The 16876-nt window shown below is 49.5% G+C and carries 17 protein-coding genes; 12 read left to right on the top strand and 5 right to left on the bottom strand.

Features of this window, described 5'->3' with window-relative positions:
- The first annotated feature begins 731 nt into the window (after window positions 1-731).
- Window positions 732-1724 (top strand): hypothetical protein, encoded by a 993-nt coding sequence (locus J0895_RS11955; RefSeq protein ID WP_207088313.1) that lies wholly within the window; start codon window positions 732-734, stop codon window positions 1722-1724.
- Window positions 1725-1745: 21 nt separating this feature from the next.
- Window positions 1746-3464, top strand: coding sequence for a hypothetical protein (locus J0895_RS11950; RefSeq protein WP_207088312.1), 1719 nt, complete (start codon window positions 1746-1748; stop codon window positions 3462-3464).
- 219 nt (window positions 3465-3683) lie between these two features.
- Here J0895_RS11950 and J0895_RS11945 read toward each other — a convergent pair whose 3' ends face one another.
- Window positions 3684-4874: a metallophosphoesterase family protein gene (locus J0895_RS11945; protein WP_207088311.1), complete on the bottom strand. Its 1191-nt coding sequence runs from the start codon at window positions 4872-4874 to the stop codon at window positions 3684-3686.
- A gap of 211 nt (window positions 4875-5085) precedes the next feature.
- On the opposite strand from J0895_RS11945, the gene J0895_RS11940 reads away from it, so the two are divergent.
- Window positions 5086-6669 (top strand): hypothetical protein, encoded by a 1584-nt coding sequence (locus J0895_RS11940; protein WP_207088310.1) that lies wholly within the window; start codon window positions 5086-5088, stop codon window positions 6667-6669.
- A 34-nt stretch (window positions 6670-6703) separates the two neighbouring features.
- Here J0895_RS11940 and J0895_RS11935 read toward each other — a convergent pair whose 3' ends face one another.
- A complete protein-coding gene (locus tag J0895_RS11935) occupies window positions 6704-8791 on the bottom strand; it encodes an NAD(P)/FAD-dependent oxidoreductase (protein WP_207088309.1) in 2088 nt (695 codons plus the stop codon).
- 152 nt (window positions 8792-8943) lie between these two features.
- Between J0895_RS11935 and J0895_RS11930 the strand changes: the two genes are divergently transcribed.
- The 4 genes from J0895_RS11930 to J0895_RS11915 all read left to right on the top strand — a co-directional run bounded on the left by J0895_RS11930 (window position 8944) and on the right by J0895_RS11915 (window position 11384).
- The gene (locus J0895_RS11930; RefSeq protein WP_207088308.1) at window positions 8944-9177 is read left to right on the top strand and encodes a hypothetical protein; all 234 of its coding nucleotides are present in this window, start codon (window positions 8944-8946) and stop codon (window positions 9175-9177) included.
- A gap of 168 nt (window positions 9178-9345) precedes the next feature.
- Window positions 9346-9513 (top strand): hypothetical protein, encoded by a 168-nt coding sequence (locus J0895_RS11925; RefSeq protein ID WP_207088307.1) that lies wholly within the window; start codon window positions 9346-9348, stop codon window positions 9511-9513.
- Window positions 9506-10060: a TRAP transporter small permease subunit gene (locus J0895_RS11920; protein ID WP_207088306.1), complete on the top strand. Its 555-nt coding sequence runs from the start codon at window positions 9506-9508 to the stop codon at window positions 10058-10060. The genes J0895_RS11925 and J0895_RS11920 overlap by 8 nt, the downstream gene beginning before the upstream one ends.
- Complete coding sequence (locus J0895_RS11915; RefSeq protein WP_207088305.1) at window positions 10044-11384, top strand: TRAP transporter large permease; 1341 nt, start codon at window positions 10044-10046, stop codon at window positions 11382-11384. Before J0895_RS11920 ends, J0895_RS11915 begins: the two co-directional genes overlap by 17 nt.
- A gap of 68 nt (window positions 11385-11452) precedes the next feature.
- Here the strand turns inward: J0895_RS11915 and gifA are convergent, their stop codons facing one another.
- Window positions 11453-11761 carry a glutamine synthetase inactivation factor IF7A gene (gifA, locus tag J0895_RS11910; protein WP_242541234.1) on the bottom strand — a complete coding sequence of 103 codons (309 nt, stop codon included), beginning with the start codon at window positions 11759-11761 and terminating at the stop codon, window positions 11453-11455.
- Window positions 11762-11765: 4 nt separating this feature from the next.
- Window positions 11766-11909, bottom strand: a complete 144-nt coding sequence (locus tag J0895_RS11905) for a hypothetical protein (RefSeq protein ID WP_207088304.1) — start codon at window positions 11907-11909, stop codon at window positions 11766-11768.
- A 209-nt stretch (window positions 11910-12118) separates the two neighbouring features.
- On the opposite strand from J0895_RS11905, the gene J0895_RS11900 reads away from it, so the two are divergent.
- Window positions 12119-12712, top strand: a complete 594-nt coding sequence (locus tag J0895_RS11900) for a DNA-3-methyladenine glycosylase (RefSeq protein ID WP_242541233.1) — start codon at window positions 12119-12121, stop codon at window positions 12710-12712.
- A 122-nt stretch (window positions 12713-12834) separates the two neighbouring features.
- Here J0895_RS11900 and J0895_RS11895 read toward each other — a convergent pair whose 3' ends face one another.
- Window positions 12835-13377: a GerMN domain-containing protein gene (locus tag J0895_RS11895; RefSeq protein ID WP_207088302.1), complete on the bottom strand. Its 543-nt coding sequence runs from the start codon at window positions 13375-13377 to the stop codon at window positions 12835-12837.
- On the opposite strand from J0895_RS11895, the gene J0895_RS11890 reads away from it, so the two are divergent.
- From J0895_RS11890 to J0895_RS11875, 4 genes are all read left to right on the top strand, one after another.
- Window positions 13376-14368: an aspartate carbamoyltransferase catalytic subunit gene (locus J0895_RS11890; protein WP_207088301.1), complete on the top strand. Its 993-nt coding sequence runs from the start codon at window positions 13376-13378 to the stop codon at window positions 14366-14368. The genes J0895_RS11895 and J0895_RS11890 overlap by 2 nt on opposite strands.
- A 56-nt stretch (window positions 14369-14424) precedes the next feature.
- Window positions 14425-14919: a molybdenum cofactor biosynthesis protein MoaE gene (locus tag J0895_RS11885; protein ID WP_242541232.1), complete on the top strand. Its 495-nt coding sequence runs from the start codon at window positions 14425-14427 to the stop codon at window positions 14917-14919.
- 651 nt (window positions 14920-15570) lie between these two features.
- Complete coding sequence (locus J0895_RS11880) at window positions 15571-16227, top strand: sigma-70 family RNA polymerase sigma factor (RefSeq protein ID WP_207088300.1); 657 nt, start codon at window positions 15571-15573, stop codon at window positions 16225-16227.
- Window positions 16228-16394: 167 nt separating this feature from the next.
- Window positions 16395-16876 (top strand): anti-sigma factor family protein (locus J0895_RS11875; protein WP_242541231.1); only part of this gene is annotated, 482 nt, incomplete at its 3' end.

The raw sequence follows: 16876 nt of genomic DNA, 5'->3' as shown, positions 1-16876 counted from the left end.
TTTAGGCAATATGTCGGGAACATCCCCGTGAGTGGCTTTTTTTGCAACGGTGAAATTGGCCCAGTCGGGGGTGGAACCTTCCTTCATGGATATACGTCCGTATTTGGAATATGTCACCCCCTCTAAAAGCTGTCGATCAACTGAGTGTTCGCTCACCCGTTAGGGGAAACGCCATTGCCGTTATCGATTTCTTGAATGCTGACTTGGGCTGACAATTATTGCCTTCCTTCACCGGAGGCAACCGCTGACAATTGGATCAATACTTTCACCTTTTTTCTAAAGGGAAGTTTGAAAGTTCCTAGCCGGAAACGGGTTGACCACTATTTCTGGGTAAGTTTTTACTTTTTAATTCTCTATACTAGGGCTAAAAAAGAAAAACTACCTAAATTTACGGAGATTTGAGGAGACAAAAATTAACAAAAACTTTCATGTTCAAACAGAACATTTGGTTGATTTTTTTTGTGCTATGTTAGCGATTAGTAGATAAAAATTCTGCTAGTTTCGCATTCGTCTAGGCAACCCGCATTGATCCGGGAGTTTAAGTTTAAAAAAATAAAAAAACTCTAGGATTTGCATCCATTTATTGGATGTCTGGCTTTTCTTTCCCATCCATCCCATGCTGTGGATTTGTCTGTAAACCCTCCCTCTTTCATCCAAACCTGGGCGGGTGACACCGTTTTCCAGACAATCCAATGGGAAATAAATGAGCAAGTTTCCTCATCAAAAAATTTATGAAGATTTGCCCTGTCCAACCTGTGATTCTCGCGATCGCATTATTAGGACCTATAGGGTGGACCACCAGTGCGATCGCTCAAACCCTAAGCCCCTTAAACCTTGACGCTCCCACCCAGGACTGTCAAGCCTGCTTACTCGATCGCCTGACAACTCCCACCCTGAGTTTACCCCTGGCTCCCAATCATACAGACCTATCCCGGACCAGTCCGGAAATGAGGTCCCAAACCTCTGATAATCCCACCGGGCCAAACGTCAGAGCACAGACCCAGCAACTCCAGCAGCGCCTACAAACCCTGCAAGAAGTGCCACTGCAACAAATCTATCTCGGAGCACCGGGAACCAGTTCCAACACCCCCACAGGTTATGGGGGACGCTTTGGCAGTGTGGGAGTCGGCTTAAGCTATCAACAACGAACCCGGTACACCGACAAAGCTGATGGCACCGCCGGTCTCGTCGTGAGTTTTGGAGACCCCCAAACCGTCGTCGGCTTAGATGTGGGGGTCAGCGCCTTAGACCTATCGGACTATGGCGATCGCGGTTCCTTTAACTTTAAAGTTCACCGCGCCCTTCCCGGTGACCTCGCCGTAGCTGTCGGACTCGAAAACGCCTTAATCTGGGGCTTTTCCGATGCCGATACCAGCCTTTACGGAGTCGTCAGCAAGCGATTTCGCCTCAGCGAAAATAGCCAAGACCCCTTTAGCCGACTGTCCGTCTCTGCAGGAGTCGGAAACGGACGCTTTCGCACCGAAAACCAGGTGCAAAAAGACGAAGGGAGCATCGGCGTATTCGGTAGCGTTGCCGTGCAAGTCATCCCCCCGGTCAGCGTTTTTACCGAATGGACCGGCCAAGACTTAAACATTGGTGCATCAGTCTTGCCCTTTCGCAACCTGCCCATTGTGATTACCCCAACCCTAAGCGACATCACCGGAACTGCTGGTGATGGCACTCGCTTTACAGTCGGGGTTGGCTACGGAATGTCCTTTTTTTAACCCAATTTCAGGAGGGTGAACGTGAAAGTTCTCTATTTCTTACTCAAAACCGGTCTATATCTAAGTCTGCCTCTCGGGTTTTCCCTAGCGGCCACTGCGATCGCCCCGATTCCAGTCCAAGCACAAACCAATCAATCCGATAGTACCGGCGCGGGTACAAATACCAGTACCAGCATTATCAACAATAATACCACCGTCACCACCACCATCATTACGGTAGGTGGGTCTTCCGGGGGTGGCTCAACCGTTGTTACCAACCAATCCGATATTACCGGGGGTGTCATTGTCGGCGGGGGTACGATTATTCGAGAAATTACCATCTCGATTACCCGAATTTTAATCGATAGTAATTTGAGTAATATCTCGGCATTTATCACACCAACCCCAGGTGGGGAAAGCACGCCCATTGCGGCGTCAACGCCAACGCCGACTCCACCGCCCACCATCGAGCCGGTTTCTACCCCGGAACCGTCACCTGTTCTGGAATCCACGGTTCCTGAACCCACCCCTCAAGCCCCACTGCCCACAGCCCAAGCGCCAGAACCGCAACAATCTGCTCCCGTTTCGACCAATCAATCGGATTCCACAGGAAATACTCCGGCAGAAGCCCCTATCCCTGTATCAGTTAATACCCAAAACCCCGCGATTCAAGTTGTGGAACTACCCATAGGACCTCAACGGTTTGTTATGCTGGTGCCTCCGGGTAACAATGGACGCGGCAATGGTTTCGGGACCCTCGTTGCATTAGCCAACTTAGGCGAACTTGCTCCCATGCGCCTTTTAGCCAGTTGGACCTGGGGTAGTTGGGGCGGAATGCTCGTCCGAATCGGCAATCAGCGAGTGTTTATTAGCCTTGCTGGGATTTCTCCGGGTTCCTCTGAAAATAACCCGGTCTTACCCGGTGGCATGGAAGATGGGGCCTTTAGCTTTGTGGGAGTAGTGACAGGGGCCTGGACTGACCCCCCGGTTGCCGAAGGATTCCACTACACCATGACCTCGGATTCTCTGTTTACAGAGATTCAAGACTTCCCCACCGGCTTCCCCAATCCGTTTACAGTGTCCGTCAATGGTCAAGAATTGGGTGAATTTGGTCCTGGCGACTCGGTAGATTTTACCCAGTTTCCCGGCGGTGGCGTCAAAGAGTTTATCATCACGGGTTTGACTCCCTTAGTCGATCCAGAAAACCCGATCGCCTTCCCCTTGAAAATCGGGTTTGATACCGAAACCGCTGATTTTAGAATGGCTGCGATTCTCGATCCTGAAGCGGTGGCGTTCTATGAAGAAAATCCCGTCGGACCGCAACCTTTCACCTTTAATATTCTCAGCGATGGCGGACAGATGGAAATCGTCCCCGCTTCTACATCGTCAGTATTGCGCGAAAATGCCGATCGCGTTGCTCAGGGAATCACCGATTCCAGCAAACGTCAGCAGTTCCTAAGCAGTGTCGCATCGGTTGAAACCGATTTGAACCAATTATCCTCCACCTTCCAAACCTTGTTACCTGTCGGTGGTGGACTCAATGCCACGGGATTAAATCCATCCATGACTTCAGTGGGCAGTCTGGGTCAGTCTCTGCCCTTGTTACTGGAACAGTTGGGTAATCTCTCGGATAATGCTTCCGAATCCGAGGCAATGGCGATCGCCAATATGATCAACGAAGTCGAAGGCATGACCACCTTACTCGAAGCGGTCACCCCAATGCTGTCTCAGATGCGCGAGTCCCTTGCCATTGCTCGCTAGGACAAAAAACCGGGTTTCTGTACCCGCAACAGTTGCTAATCACTAGCATTTTTGTAAAGAAACCCAGTTTGTCTTCCCATGACTGTAGCACCAGACTCCGGATTCCCTGAACAGAATTCCCGGATCAAAGAATCCGCCGATGAACTGCTTTTTCCTAAAAAGTGGGTTCATCGGCGGATTCTGTGTAGAGATAGAAAATTTTCCATCTCTACACAGAATTTAGGGTCTAATGGATATTCCGACTCCTGCTGATTTGGATAAGACCAGGGTCCCGTGGTTATCCATCGTCACAGGTTGTTGTGAATCTGCCCGATCGCCATTTCGCCCATTTCCCCCTGCACTAAAGGTCTGAAAATAGCGGCGGACCTGGGGTGGAAACTCGGGAAAATCAAAACTGCCATCTCCACAAGCAATATCCGCCCAAAAATAGCGTAAAGTTGGGGCGAGAATCTCCGCTTGAGACTGGGGTAAATTTAGCGGGGAAGCCATGAGTAACTGCATCATAAACCGATGAGAGCGATCGCCCATCCACTCTCGCGACAGTTCCAGCAATTGCGGCCATCCCGGGACCGACTCAATCCGATGGGTGCAAATATCTAAACAATGCTGACCTTCCATATCCGTGCGATAGTGAAACACGCGGTAGGGGTGAGGATGACTGACTAAGGAACCCGTCGTGATATCATAAATGCCATGATCCGAGGCTACATCCTGGACGTGCAAATGTCCCGTTAACACAAGCTGTACCCCTGCCTCTTGGAGCATTCCCACCAGAGTCGGTGCATTGTCTAACATATACCGCTGTCCCATCGCGTGTTGGGATTGTCCAGGTAAATGTTCTAAAACATTATGGTGAATCATCACCATCACCCGTTCATCTGGAATGACCTGATTCAATACCCCTTGCAACCATTGCAATTGCTGTAAATCCAGCCGCCCGAGTTGCTTGCCATTTTCGTCAAATTGGTTAGAATTAAGACCAATGAGGCGGACTCCAGGTAAGACTTCATGGCTGTAGTAAAGTTGCTCGGGATTTTGATAACCAAATTGACGATAATAATAGGGAAAATCAGCCAAACCAATCGACTTTTTATCTGCGATCGCCACGGGCACATCATGATTTCCGGGAATCACATAAGCAGGAAATGGCAACTTTGTCAAGCGGTCTGCTAACCATTCATGATTGGCCGGTTCTCCATGCTGAGTTAAATCCCCAGGTAGGAGTAAAAAATCCAGATCCAGTTCAACTAAATGCGCCAGGGCAGCTTCTAAAGCCGGGATACTCACTTCAACCATAAGAAACCGGCTGGGGTGATCTAAAATCGTTTCGGGGACAGCAACGTGCGGATCGCTGATCACAGCAAATTTAAAATCTCGGACTGTTTTCTTTTCCAAAAATTTCCCAGTCATAAGTTATAAAATAAAAAACGCAGAGTTGAAAAAGAGACAGAATCATAAAATGGCTATCAAGTTCACCAGGGATTGACCTCTAATTCAGGTTTCTCAGGACCATTAAAATTCGGAGTGCATGGCCCAAGTCCGTTGTTTTCCCCTGGGTTTGATAGCCTCCAAGAGGAACTCAACTGGAGTCTAAACTGTATTTAGTTTACCAAGGAAAGCAATGAGTGACGCTGAAAATCCCACCAACAATAACCCAGAACCGATCGCACCCCAGGAATTGAGGCAGATAGAACCGGGGTTTCAACCGGGCGAGCCCATCGTCAACCCTGAGATATCCCCCACCGATTTAGGCCCAGAAGAAGACTGGGAAACGGTAGAATTTCCCAATGCCATCAGTATTGAGGCTTTATTGGTAAACAGTGAGGAAGAAGAACCAAGCGCCGAGATCCTGAAGCAGACTGAATCCATCGGGGAGGCGATCGCCCGCATCAATGCCCCCTCTGTCTCCTCAGCAGCGTCACCAGAAGCGGTACTTTTAGAACAACTCCAACAGGAAAACTTGCAACTCGATGGCAGAGTCGAACAACTCGAAACCCTGCTGCATGAATGTAGACAATCCTTGCAACAGCAGCGATCGCAAGCCTTAGATCGCCAAAAACTCTTAGACCGGCGTACTCTGGAACTCAAAAGTGTCACCGGACAAATCGAACAGTTGTCGGAACATATCCAGTCGGCGACTAAACAAATCCAACAACAGCAACAACAAATCGCCTACTTAGGGACCCAACTGCAAACCAGCCAAGAAATTAGAGCGAAACTGGAACGGGAATGCGCCCTCACCCAGCAACGGTATCACGAACAGTCCCAGATTTTAGTTCAAACCCAAACCACCTGTCAGGACCTGCGAGCTCGCCTGCATCGGCAGCAACGCCACACCTTGCAGTTTAAAGCAGCCCTGGAAAAATGTATTGAGACCCCGCTAGAAAAAGCCAACGCGATCGCCTCCCTGCGACAGTCCACCCTAGAAGATTCTCCGAATCTTCTAGAAACTGCTGCAAAAGAAGCGATCGCCAACCCGAATCCCACCAACACCACCCTATTTCCAAAAGCGGACCCCATCAAACCTTGGTCCATTGCCGATGACGATGAAGCCGAACCCCGGCAGCAACCCGTCCCCGAAGTCAAATCCGCGCCAGACTTATCAAAAATTCGCCTGCCGTTATCCGCCAAAGCCGAGCATTTGCAACCCTTTCCCTCCCATATTCCAGCCCAGGAAGCTATCCCAGAGAAACCTTCTACTCCCAACAAAACCCAATCCAAAGACTCAGAAAATGAGCAACCCGTCTGGGAAGATTTAGACTCATTGATTGAGAAGCCGCATTTGGAATCAAAACGCGATCGCCAGGTAATTTTGGCCCAGGCAACTCCCGTCTTATCCCTGCATCTACCCTCAGTCCCCGTGGTTTCTCCCTTAACCGATCGCCTCAGCGACGACCGCACCCAAAGCACTCAACCCCCCGCCACGGTTCAGCCCGAACCCCTACTCACCGGCAACAGCGAAGTGCAACTGTTGTTACAAGCTAAAGCCTTTTCGGAACAATCCCAAGGCAATAGTCCTACCCCCATCCTGCCCGGGGAAACCCCTCAAACGGGGCAGGAACAGGCCAATTCCGGGTCCAACACCGCCGTCGGGTCTAGCAAATCCAGTTGGCCTGTACCCATCGTCTATCCCGTGCGATCGGCCCAGAAAAAACGCAACTCCTTCTCAGCGGTAGAATTACCCAGTTTCTCCAATAAAAAATAACCAGTTTGACGGGGGTTCAAACCCCCGTCAAAATTCACCCACTCAACCCTTCTTCTACGGTTTGATTTTTTTTGCCCAGATTCCAGCGCTTTAACTCACCCTGTGGGCGTCCCAGTCCATCGGTTAGGGCATAACTTTTAGCCAGTAACCACAGCCATAACCCTGGAAATCGGGGTTCTAATCTCGGTTGAATAGTGCGGACAAATCCAGGCAACCAACCCAATAACCAGCCCAACAGAGAAATCAGAGTAAAGTACAGATAACTGCCAACCCAGCGCAGCATATCTTTCGGTCCAGCTAGTTCCCAAATCCACAACAACAGGGAGGGGTTTTGCCAAGCAGCTTTGAGGGCCAATCGATGAAAGGTCAGCCAGTCTACGCGGTCTTTAATAAAGGTATCAGCCACGGGTCCGGGTTCAGTGGCTAATACCCCAAAAAATGTATTGAGCATCGAGTTGATCCGTTCGGGGGGTAAGAACCGACCCGTTGGCACCATCATGCCTTTAGAAAACAGCCAAGTTACGGCAACATTGCTTTGAAAGGCGCGAATTTGGTTTAAGTGGCGCGACTCCAATAAATCATGTTTAAGGGCTGTATCTAATAGAGTGGTTAACCGGGCCATATTGCGGACGAGGGAACCAAATCCAGTGAAGACAAGGGGAGATTGTAAAGAGGCGGCATCCCCGATCGCCATCAACCGATCAACTGCCACCCGGCGATCGTGACTCGCCACACTAAAATATCCCGGAATATAGCCAAAGGTGGCTTTTTTCCACTCTAGGCGATCGACATCGCAGCGGCGATACTCCGGCAGAATGGTAAAAAAGTCCTCATACATCTCTAATAACGAACCCGGGTTATCGGGGTTAACCTGATGGTAGTGGAACAAATAAAAGGTGAGTTCTGAACCCTCCGCCGGAAATAACTCCCAAATCAGTTGTCGTCCCCGGGAAATGTCCCCATGACTGTTGAGCACATCTCCATATTGGGAATCCCAGACCCCCGGTTCAAACCCATCGGCAATCACGGCCCCCACCGTGGGACAGACACTATCAAAGGCGCGACTGCCATTGAGTTGCCATGCGATCGGCGAGGCAGTTCCCATTGCATCCACCACCAGGCGACCCCCAGCAACTCGGTCCTCCCCCGTCGGCAGATGTTTTGCCTTGACGACTACTTGCTTAGGTTCAATCTCAGCGGTGAGAAATTCCGTCTCATCCCAAATTTCTCCCCCCGCTTCTCGGAGTTTGGCGCCACAAACTTTCAGCAGTTTTTCAGCATCGATCGCAATATTGAGAACCGTCGGGGTATGTAGAATTGCTGCTTTACATTGGGGGGGATTGTTGGCATCAAAGAATTTATGAAACCCATCTTTATATTCACAGGCAATCACACTTTCAAATTCTGCCGGGGTAAATAAACCCAAGTCGATCAGATTTTGAAATTCCCCCCGGGAAATATTCCATTCCCGGTTCATCCGACCAAAAGGTAAGCGTTCCAATAGCAGGACTCGATACCCCAGTTGCGCCATGACTGCGGCATGAATCACCCCCAAGGCACCGCCAATGTAAATTAAATCGTAAGGGGGAGGTGTAGAAGATTCACTTTGGGGTTTTTGAAACAACACCTGTTTGGGTTGTTGGGGATTGCGAACTCCTTCGCGCCAGCGCTGTTCCCACCAGTAAACCCGCTTGAGGTCGGATTCTCCGTTGGGAATTTTTTGAAAGTATTTAACCGTCAGGGGGTAATCGTCCGCTAACGCTTCAAAGATAGTTTGCTCAGATAAGTTGATTTCTGGGGGTTCGGGATAGTAGCAGGGAAACCGATCTCTGACCTGGCGAGTCAACCCGGCCAGGATTTGTTTTTCCCCGGAAATGGGTTGTTCAGACCATCGGAATACTTTGAGGTAGGCGGTTCTCTGAACGGTCCAGGTAAAGATAGACAGTTCCGGGGGATCTCCAGGTTCGGTCGGGGATGAGTTTATTTTTTGACAAAATTCGATTCTTATGCCATCACGGGTCAGGAGTTTTTTGCCGGAGTTCGGAGTGAAGTCCTGGTGTAACCAAGTCCGAACGGCTTCGATATCCGGTGTGGGAACTTCTAAATAGAGGATTTCTTTCATGATGAGCGAGATTTACTCCGATAAATCGGCTAAAAATAGGGTTGACAAGGGGGAAAAGTGCGCTAAGATTCCGGTTACAGAATTAAAATTCCTTAAAAAAAGTTAAGAAACTCATCATATTGATTGATACCCAGGAGATCTGCGGATTAACCATGAATTATCCCATTCCCACGAGTCCACAAGAACTGGTTGCGCTGCGGCAACAGCCCATTGATGAAGAATTAGTGGCATCAGCGATCGCGGGGGTGATAAAAATCGCACGAACACAGGGGAAGTCCTTGGAGGAAGTGACGGCAGAGGTCCTAGCCGACGACTCGCTACTTGACTTACATCAGCGACGGTGGCTGAGTGAATTAGTCTCTCAAGCCTGGGATAGTCTAGGGTAGCTAGAAATAGCACCCACCTTATACCCTATTTTAGGTCGCAGGATGACCGAAGCTCTCCCCCATCGGATCGGGGATGTCCAGAGGGGAGGACCCTGATTCTTGCGGTTTCCCATGCAGTCGCCCTAGCCTTCTTCCCGGATTGTGATTCGTTAGAATAGCTGACTCTAGTTGATTGAACAGACTTCTGGGGTTCGGTGTCAACTGCAACCGACCACAGTTCGCCACAATACCCGCGATCGCCCTTCTGCTGCGATCGCGGGTATAATTTTATCCCCCATTCAGCATAAAATCATCTCCAGTTCATTCGTTCATTCGACAAGATCCGACCTTGGATAAACTATTACACCTCTCCACCCTGATTGATCGCCTGAATGAATATATCGGACGGTTCATGAGTTGGCTGGTCCTCGTGATGGTCCTCGTTGGCGTCTGGAACGTCATCGGTCGCTATCTCGGACGTGCAGTAGGTCAAAGTTTGACCTCCAATGCCCTAATCGAGACCCAATGGTATATTTTTGACCTGATTTTCCTCTTAGGTGCAGCTTATGCGCTCAAGCATGACGAGCACGTTCGGGTTGATGTTTTTTATAGCAATTGGTCACCGAAGCGCAAAGCCTTATTAGACTTAATCGGCACCTTATTATTCCTAATTCCCTTCTGCATTTTGGTGATATTTTTCTCCTGGAATACCATCGCCGCATCCTGGGCGATCGGTGAAGTTTCCCCAGACCCCGGTGGATTACCCCGTTACCCCATTAAAGCGGTTATTCTGATCAGCTTTGCCCTCCTCATTCTCCAAGGAATTTCCGAAGCAATTAAAAAGTTTGCCATTTTCCAAGGCTGGCTACCCCCCCACGAGGAACGTCATGAATCTGAGTTATGACTATCAATGGCTAGGCCCTGCCATGTTTGCCGGGGCCTTAGTCCTCTTATCCTTTGGCTATCCCGTCGCCTTTTCCCTCGGTGGCGTCGCCATCTTATTTGGTCTATTCGGGATGGCTTTAGGTGTTTTTGATCCAGTCCTATTAAATGCGATGCCCTTGCGAATCTTTGGCATCATGGAAAACTATACCCTCCTCGCCATCCCCTATTTTATTTTTATGGGGGCAATGTTAGAAAAATCCGGCATTGCCGAAAACCTCTTAGAAACAATGGGGATTCTGTTCGGGCGTTTGCGCGGGGGATTAGCCCTAGCCGTAGTCTTAGTCGGGGCATTATTAGCCGCCACCACCGGAGTTGTGGCCGCAACTGTCGTGGCGATGGGATTAATTTCTCTGCCAATTATGTTGCGATATGGCTATAACAAACAACTGGCAACCGGAGTCATCGCCGCCTCGGGAACCCTCGGACAAATTATCCCCCCTTCCGTTGTATTAGTCGTCCTTGGAGATCAGTTAGGCATTTCCGTGGGGGATTTATTTATCGGGTCATTAATCCCAGGATTAATGATGGCCGGGGCCTTTGCCTTGCACGTTGTCATTATTGCCTTTTTGCGGCCTGATTTAGCCCCAGCATTGCCCTCAGAAGTCCGAACCATGACCGGGACAAAATTATTGATTCGTGTTGTCACGGTCATGATTCCCCCGACCCTGTTAATTTTACTCGTTCTTGGTAGCATCTTTTTTGGAATTGCCACCCCCACCGAAGCCGGTGCCGTGGGTGCATTGGGTGCACTCGCCCTAGCCGGGGCCAACCGTAGACTGAGTTGGACATCCTTACAAAGAGTCTGTGACATCACCCTCCGGACCACCACAATGGTGATGTTCATCCTCATTGGTTCTACCGCATTTAGCCTAATTTTCCGAGGCTTACATGGGGATAGTTTCATGTTTGATTTACTCACCAACCTACCGGGACAAACCACCGGATTTTTGTTGGTGAGTATGCTGACAGTTTTCATCTTGGGGTTCTTTATTGATTTCTTTGAAATTGCCTTTATCGTGATTCCCCTGTTTGTCCCTGTCGCCCAAAACTTAGGCTTAGATTTAGTCTGGTTTGGGGTAATTTTAGGTGCAAACCTCCAAACCTCTTTTCTAACTCCTCCCTTTGGATTTGCCTTATTTTATCTGAGAGGCATCGCCCCACCTGAAGTCACAACGGGCGATATTTATCGCGGCGTCATCCCGTTTATTTTGATTCAGGTTTTTGTCTTGATTCTGCTGATTGTCTTTCCGGGGATTGTCAATTTTTTACCCTCTCTCTCTTGAGATTTTATCCTGAACTGGATAGAGATAAGTCTAGGTTAAGTCCCCGATGTTAAATTTTCAATAAACCATTAACTTAAGGAAACCGAACTGCGGGAATAGGAAGCTCGAAAAGTTAGATAAACTTTGCCTGGGATGCGATTCCAGTAGTTGGAAATATCGCTAGACATCCCCACTTCAGCCGCGACTCGACAGAGCATTGCCTGTTGCCGTTTTTTGATAGAAAGGCCGTTTGAAAGGGTCAAAGCCCGAGCTTTTTCCTCTAAATTCAAGACCAATAATTGATCCACAGGTGAGGTGGGAACGAAGACTGGGGTATCGTTGTTTTGTTTAACAACTACCTCGGTAGTACCTGTAGAATAGGTGGCACTGCGATACATCAGTTCATCCGTCGGTTCCTCCCTCCATCGGATGGGTTAGGGCATTGCTAAACCGCCAGTGTACGCCCCGATATTGACCAGTCTGTTCCAGGGTATTGTTGAGGGTGGGAACGGGATTGGATTCATCGCCAAAAAAGACACCTGCCAAGGGTGTCTTTTTTAAACTTAAATCAACGTGATTCTGACTAATTAGTGCGCCGATCCGTTCCCATGATAGTTATCAGAATCGTAGAAGCCGTTTTTGGTGCCAAAAAACAGGCAGGATACGATAAAAACAATGCTGAGAATCGGCAGAATTAATTTGATATCCATAAATTTCCAGTAAGAACAAAACCAATAGGATGAATGAAACCGAGCATGACTATTGTAGAACCTGAATGGCTGGCTCGTCCATCAACCGAAGTCGCACCGGCTTTAATCGGTTGCACTTTAGTCCGGCAACTGCCCGAGGGACAACGAATTCGGGGGACAATCGTCGAAACTGAAGCCTACGAACCGGGAGATCCAGCCAGTCATGCCTACCGACGCCGCACCCCCCGTAATCAGGCCATGTTTGGGCCACCGGGAACGATTTATGTCTATCTGATTTATGGGATGTACCACTGCCTGAATATTGTGACCGATCGCCCAGAGGTTGCCAGTGCAGTCCTGATTCGCGCCTTACAACTGGATATCATGCCACCGGGGCTCCAGAAGCCGGAAAAATTAGCTCGGATTGCCGCAGGACCCGGTAAACTCTGTCGCACCCTGCAAATCGATCGCAGTTTGAACGATCGCCCCTTACAACCTGGGGGTCCCCTATGCTTGGAACATCGGACCCCAGAATTTCAACAGCAGTTAGACCAGGGGACCCTGAGCTTGGTTCAAACCAACCGGATAGGAATTTCCGTGGGAACCGACTTGCTTTGGCGCTGGTACTTGGCAAACAGTCCGGCAGTCTCGAAACCTTAAAGATTTGATGAAGAACCGGATCTCGACACTATAAAAACCAGGTTGCTCCGAAATTGGGTCAGGGGTTGACCCAGATCTCGATTCAGAAACCTGGTTTCTCGCTTAATAGACTGGCCTAATTCTTAAATATCCAAGGGTTCTCCGCGTTCAGTAAATTCCACAGTCTGGATCTGCCACTGGGGATTTTCCGTTAAAGTTCGTTCCAGACTGCCGAAGAGGGAAAACCGCTCACAGCTAGACAGGGAGACAAATTGACGTTGAGAATTCGGATCCGCCCGCAGATCCACCGTGGCAACTCCCGTGGTGTTATCCACCGTAACCCGATAACCAACGATATTAAAATCAACCGTCCCGGCATTTTGGATAACTTGGCCGACTGCCGCCTCAATGGGGCGATCGCTGGTCACCGACACCGTTTGGGGCAGCAATTCTTGACACTGGGAGTCAACTTCGTAAATCGTTACGTTGGCCATCGCCACCGCCTGGGGTTGTTGGGTATCCGGAGATACCGCCCCATTGGAAGGGGATGAGGGCATCCCCGGGTCCGTGGTGGTGGGTGGCGTACCACACCCCGTCACGGACAATAAAATCACGAGAGTGATGCCAACGATCGGCTGGGCTATATATTTTTTGAGGATAGAATTCAAGTGAAAAACTTCTTGCATGGCTACTACATGGACTCGCCGCCACATTATTTCTTTGGCTGATTTTGTTTCTTCAGAATACGATACAGTGCTGCAAACTGCCGCTAGTTTTGGGGAGGTCCTCTCCCGACGCATGAAAAAAGTGCCGACCCTACAAGGGCAGGTGGTGGCTAATTTATTTTTTGAACCCTCGACGCGCACCCGCAGCAGTTTTGAACTGGCGGCCAAACGACTCTCTGCAGATACCCTGAATTTTGCTCCTGGGTCCTCTTCCCTGACGAAAGGGGAGACGATTTTGGATACCGCCAAGACTTATTTGGCAATGGGAACGGATTTGATGGTGATTCGCCATCGAGAGGCGGGAGTTCCCCAGGCGATCGCCACGGAAATGGACCGACTGGGCTCCCGGGTGGGGGTCCTGAATGCTGGAGATGGACAACATGAACATCCCTCCCAAGGATTGCTGGATTTGTTTACCATTTGCTCCCTGCTGGATCGGGACCGTCCTCGACTGGAACTGTTGCAGGGTAAAAAAATTGCGATCGTCGGGGATATTCTGCATTCACGGGTGGCGCGATCGAATATTTGGAGTCTGACTGCAGCTACGGGCGCTGAACTGCATCTGGCGGGACCTCCCACCCTCCTCCCCCAACTGTTTGCAGAAATGGGGGTGGGCAGAGCCGGTCAGTTATCGTTACATTGGACGGTAGAAGAAGCCCTGGAAAATGCCGATTTTGTGATGACTCTGCGATTACAAAAAGAGCGGATGAGCCAGCATCTCTTGCCCAGTTTGCGGGAGTATCATCAGCATTATGGGATTACTCGCGATCGCCTCAAACTCTGTAACCCCAATGTGAAAGTGTTACATCCGGGTCCCGTGAATCGGGGGGTGGAAATCAGTTCCGACCTGATGGATGACCCACAGTTTAGCCTAATTTCTCAACAGGTCACCTCCGGAGTGGCGGTCCGCATGGCTTTGCTCTATCTGATGGGGGGCGGCAAGGTTCAGTAGAATGGACTGGGGGATTTTAAATTGAGTTGTAACTGACCTTAACCTGTGCATCAACCATGACCAACCCAACGTTATCAATCCCGGTCCCGGATGCGATCGCATCCCCAAAAGGCGATCGCTTTGCCCTGACTTTCGCCCCCTTATCCCTAGAGGAAGTTTATGCCCTAGCTGATGACCCTGGTAATGGGGCGGTGGTGGTCATGAGTGGCATGGTTCGCAATCAAACCGATGGGAAACCCGTGGTTGCCCTGGAGTATCAAGCTTATGCACCAATGGCGGTGGCGGTTTTTCAGCAAATTGCTGCCTCGATCCGGTCCAGTTGGCCCGATGTGCAGCGTGTGGTGATCTTTCATCGCACTGGGCGCTTACAAATTGGCGAAATTAGCGTGTTAGTTGCCGTGGGTTCTCCTCATCGTCGGGAGGCTTTTGAAGCTTGTCAGTATGCGATCGATACTCTCAAACACAACGCCCCTATCTGGAAAAAAGAACATTGGGCTGATGGTTCTAGTTCTTGGGTCAGTATTGGCGCTTGTGAAACCCAGGACGAATAAGCTGTTGCCTGTCTCAAGAAAGAGAGTAGAAAATCATGAACCCCTGGGAGTGCGACCATTTGGAGTGCGACCATCTTGGTCGCTAAAATTATCCAATTGAGATGCCGAACAGCTTAACCAGAAATCCAGTTGTTAAGATTGTAGATGAGCGCTTAAATTTCTGGGTCAGGGTTTTCACGGATCAACGGTTCTGAGCGATCGGTGAAAATTCAGAACCGGGGGAAACAATTGACCCGTTCCGGAGTCTTGTAATTTATAGGGACAAACCCAAAAGTGCCACTCACCCAACTCCCGGAAACGGGAACTTTTGCTAGGATAAAAGCGTTTCCAGTACCTGGAATGTTATAGGACGAATTCCTACCCCATCAGCACCCGTTCCACTGGAAAGGGCTTGGTGGTAATCATCCGGAACTTAAACGCTGAAAACTTCCAATCATGCCGTTCCTAAGTCCCTACAGGATGAATACCCCCTTTGGATGATTTAAAAGTCTGACAATTGCCAGACTCGTCCAAAAGGTGGACATCTGGGCAGCGATCGGCAAATTGGCAAGACCAGGTTTCGGAGAGTTCCAGCGGATTATTATTTATCCAGGAAAAAAACTCTCCACATTCTCGCCGTAAATGACGGGGTTTCCGACCCGTTTTTAACAGATGAGTTACACTCCTTCTACATCCTGGCAAACGGGTGAGGCCACTAATTCTCAAGCCTCAGTGCAACCAGATAAACTGTCAAATTACGATTTAGTCCTACGCTGTCAGGAGGGCCTGAGCCCTGACCGGCCTGCGTTTTCTGAACTGCTACGCCGTTATCAGTCTCATGTGGATAAAATTTTGTACCATTTGGCTCCTGATTGGCAAGACCGGGCAGATTTAGCACAGGAAGTTTGGATTCGGGTTTACCGCAATGTCAAACGGTTAAACGACCCGGTTAAATTCCGGGGTTGGTTAAGCCGAATTGCCACCAATTTGTTTTACGATGAGCTACGCAAGCGCAAGCGGGTGCGCGACCCTCTCTCTTTAGATGCCCCTCGGATGTTAGAGGATGGGCAAATGGATTGGGAAATAGCTGCCGATGAACCGGGTCCGGAAGATGACTTAACAACCCGCGAATTTTACGACCAATTACGCGCCGCGATCGCGGATTTACCTGAAGTATTCCGCACGACTATCGTCCTGCGGGAAATTGAAGGGTTAGCTTACGAAGAAATTGCTGAAATTACCGGCGTTTCTCTCGGCACCGTAAAATCCAGAATTGCCCGCGCCCGTCAGCGTCTTCAAGTTCAATTGCAAACTTATTTGGACAGTTAGGCGTCGGGTTGCGGTGTTGAAAACGCAATTTTTTCATGTAACTTAACGTTGGATTTTCCAACGTTTAGACGCCCAATCTATTCAGATATGATTATTAGTAAACAAGCTTGCAGTTGTGATTATTATTCAGGGTGCTTTATCCAGTTTGACTTGGTGGTGGTGTTGACATGAATCCTAACTATGAATCCCATCACGCTCCCCAAAAACAAGCCCTAGGGGGTTCACGATCTTTTAACTTAACCGATCGCAATCAGCCAATGGCACTATGGACTTCCGTGACCCCAAATTCAGACCAGTTCGACGATCTGTGCGCCGATCAAGTTGAATTACTCAGCGCTTACCTCGATGGTGAAGTAACTGACAGCGAACGTCAGCAAGTTGAGGGCTGGCTCGAACAGGATGCCTCACTCCGAGACTTACATTCGAGACTCTTAACCCTGCATCAGGGATTGACCTCCCTACCGGCACCACCGCCGACTCAGCCTATAGATGCCTTGCTCAAGGGTGTCTTTAGTCGGATTGACGAACTAGAATCTGTCACCGCCATCGTTACCGATACCGATCGCCCGGTTGCCGCTATTTCTGCCGATCGCGTTGAGTTGCTCAGTGCCTACTTGGATGGTGAGGCAACTCATGCCGAATCTGAACA

The organism is Phormidium pseudopriestleyi FRX01 (genome assembly GCF_017313335.1).
GTDB classification, from domain to species: domain Bacteria; phylum Cyanobacteriota; class Cyanobacteriia; order Cyanobacteriales; family Laspinemataceae; genus Laspinema; species Laspinema pseudopriestleyi.
Note: the sequence above shows the minus strand (reverse complement) of the source record. Positions and strands in the feature narration are given on the sequence as shown.

Coding starts and splice junctions, on each gene's coding strand:
- J0895_RS11915 (WP_207088305.1), top strand. CDS start 10,044: ATGAATCTGAGTTATGACTATCAATGGCTAGGCCCTGCCATGTTTGCC.
- J0895_RS11890 (WP_207088301.1), top strand. CDS start 13,376: ATGGCTACTACATGGACTCGCCGCCACATTATTTCTTTGGCTGATTTT.
- J0895_RS11930 (WP_207088308.1), top strand. CDS start 8,944: ATGAATTATCCCATTCCCACGAGTCCACAAGAACTGGTTGCGCTGCGG.
- J0895_RS11940 (WP_207088310.1), top strand. CDS start 5,086: ATGAGTGACGCTGAAAATCCCACCAACAATAACCCAGAACCGATCGCA.
- J0895_RS11955 (WP_207088313.1), top strand. CDS start 732: ATGAAGATTTGCCCTGTCCAACCTGTGATTCTCGCGATCGCATTATTA.
- J0895_RS11945 (WP_207088311.1), bottom strand. CDS start 4,874: ATGACTGGGAAATTTTTGGAAAAGAAAACAGTCCGAGATTTTAAATTT.
- J0895_RS11900 (WP_242541233.1), top strand. CDS start 12,119: ATGACTATTGTAGAACCTGAATGGCTGGCTCGTCCATCAACCGAAGTC.
- J0895_RS11880 (WP_207088300.1), top strand. CDS start 15,571: ATGAGTTACACTCCTTCTACATCCTGGCAAACGGGTGAGGCCACTAAT.
- J0895_RS11935 (WP_207088309.1), bottom strand. CDS start 8,791: ATGAAAGAAATCCTCTATTTAGAAGTTCCCACACCGGATATCGAAGCC.
- J0895_RS11895 (WP_207088302.1), bottom strand. CDS start 13,377: ATGCAAGAAGTTTTTCACTTGAATTCTATCCTCAAAAAATATATAGCC.
- J0895_RS11885 (WP_242541232.1), top strand. CDS start 14,425: ATGACCAACCCAACGTTATCAATCCCGGTCCCGGATGCGATCGCATCC.
- gifA (WP_242541234.1), bottom strand. CDS start 11,761: ATGTATCGCAGTGCCACCTATTCTACAGGTACTACCGAGGTAGTTGTT.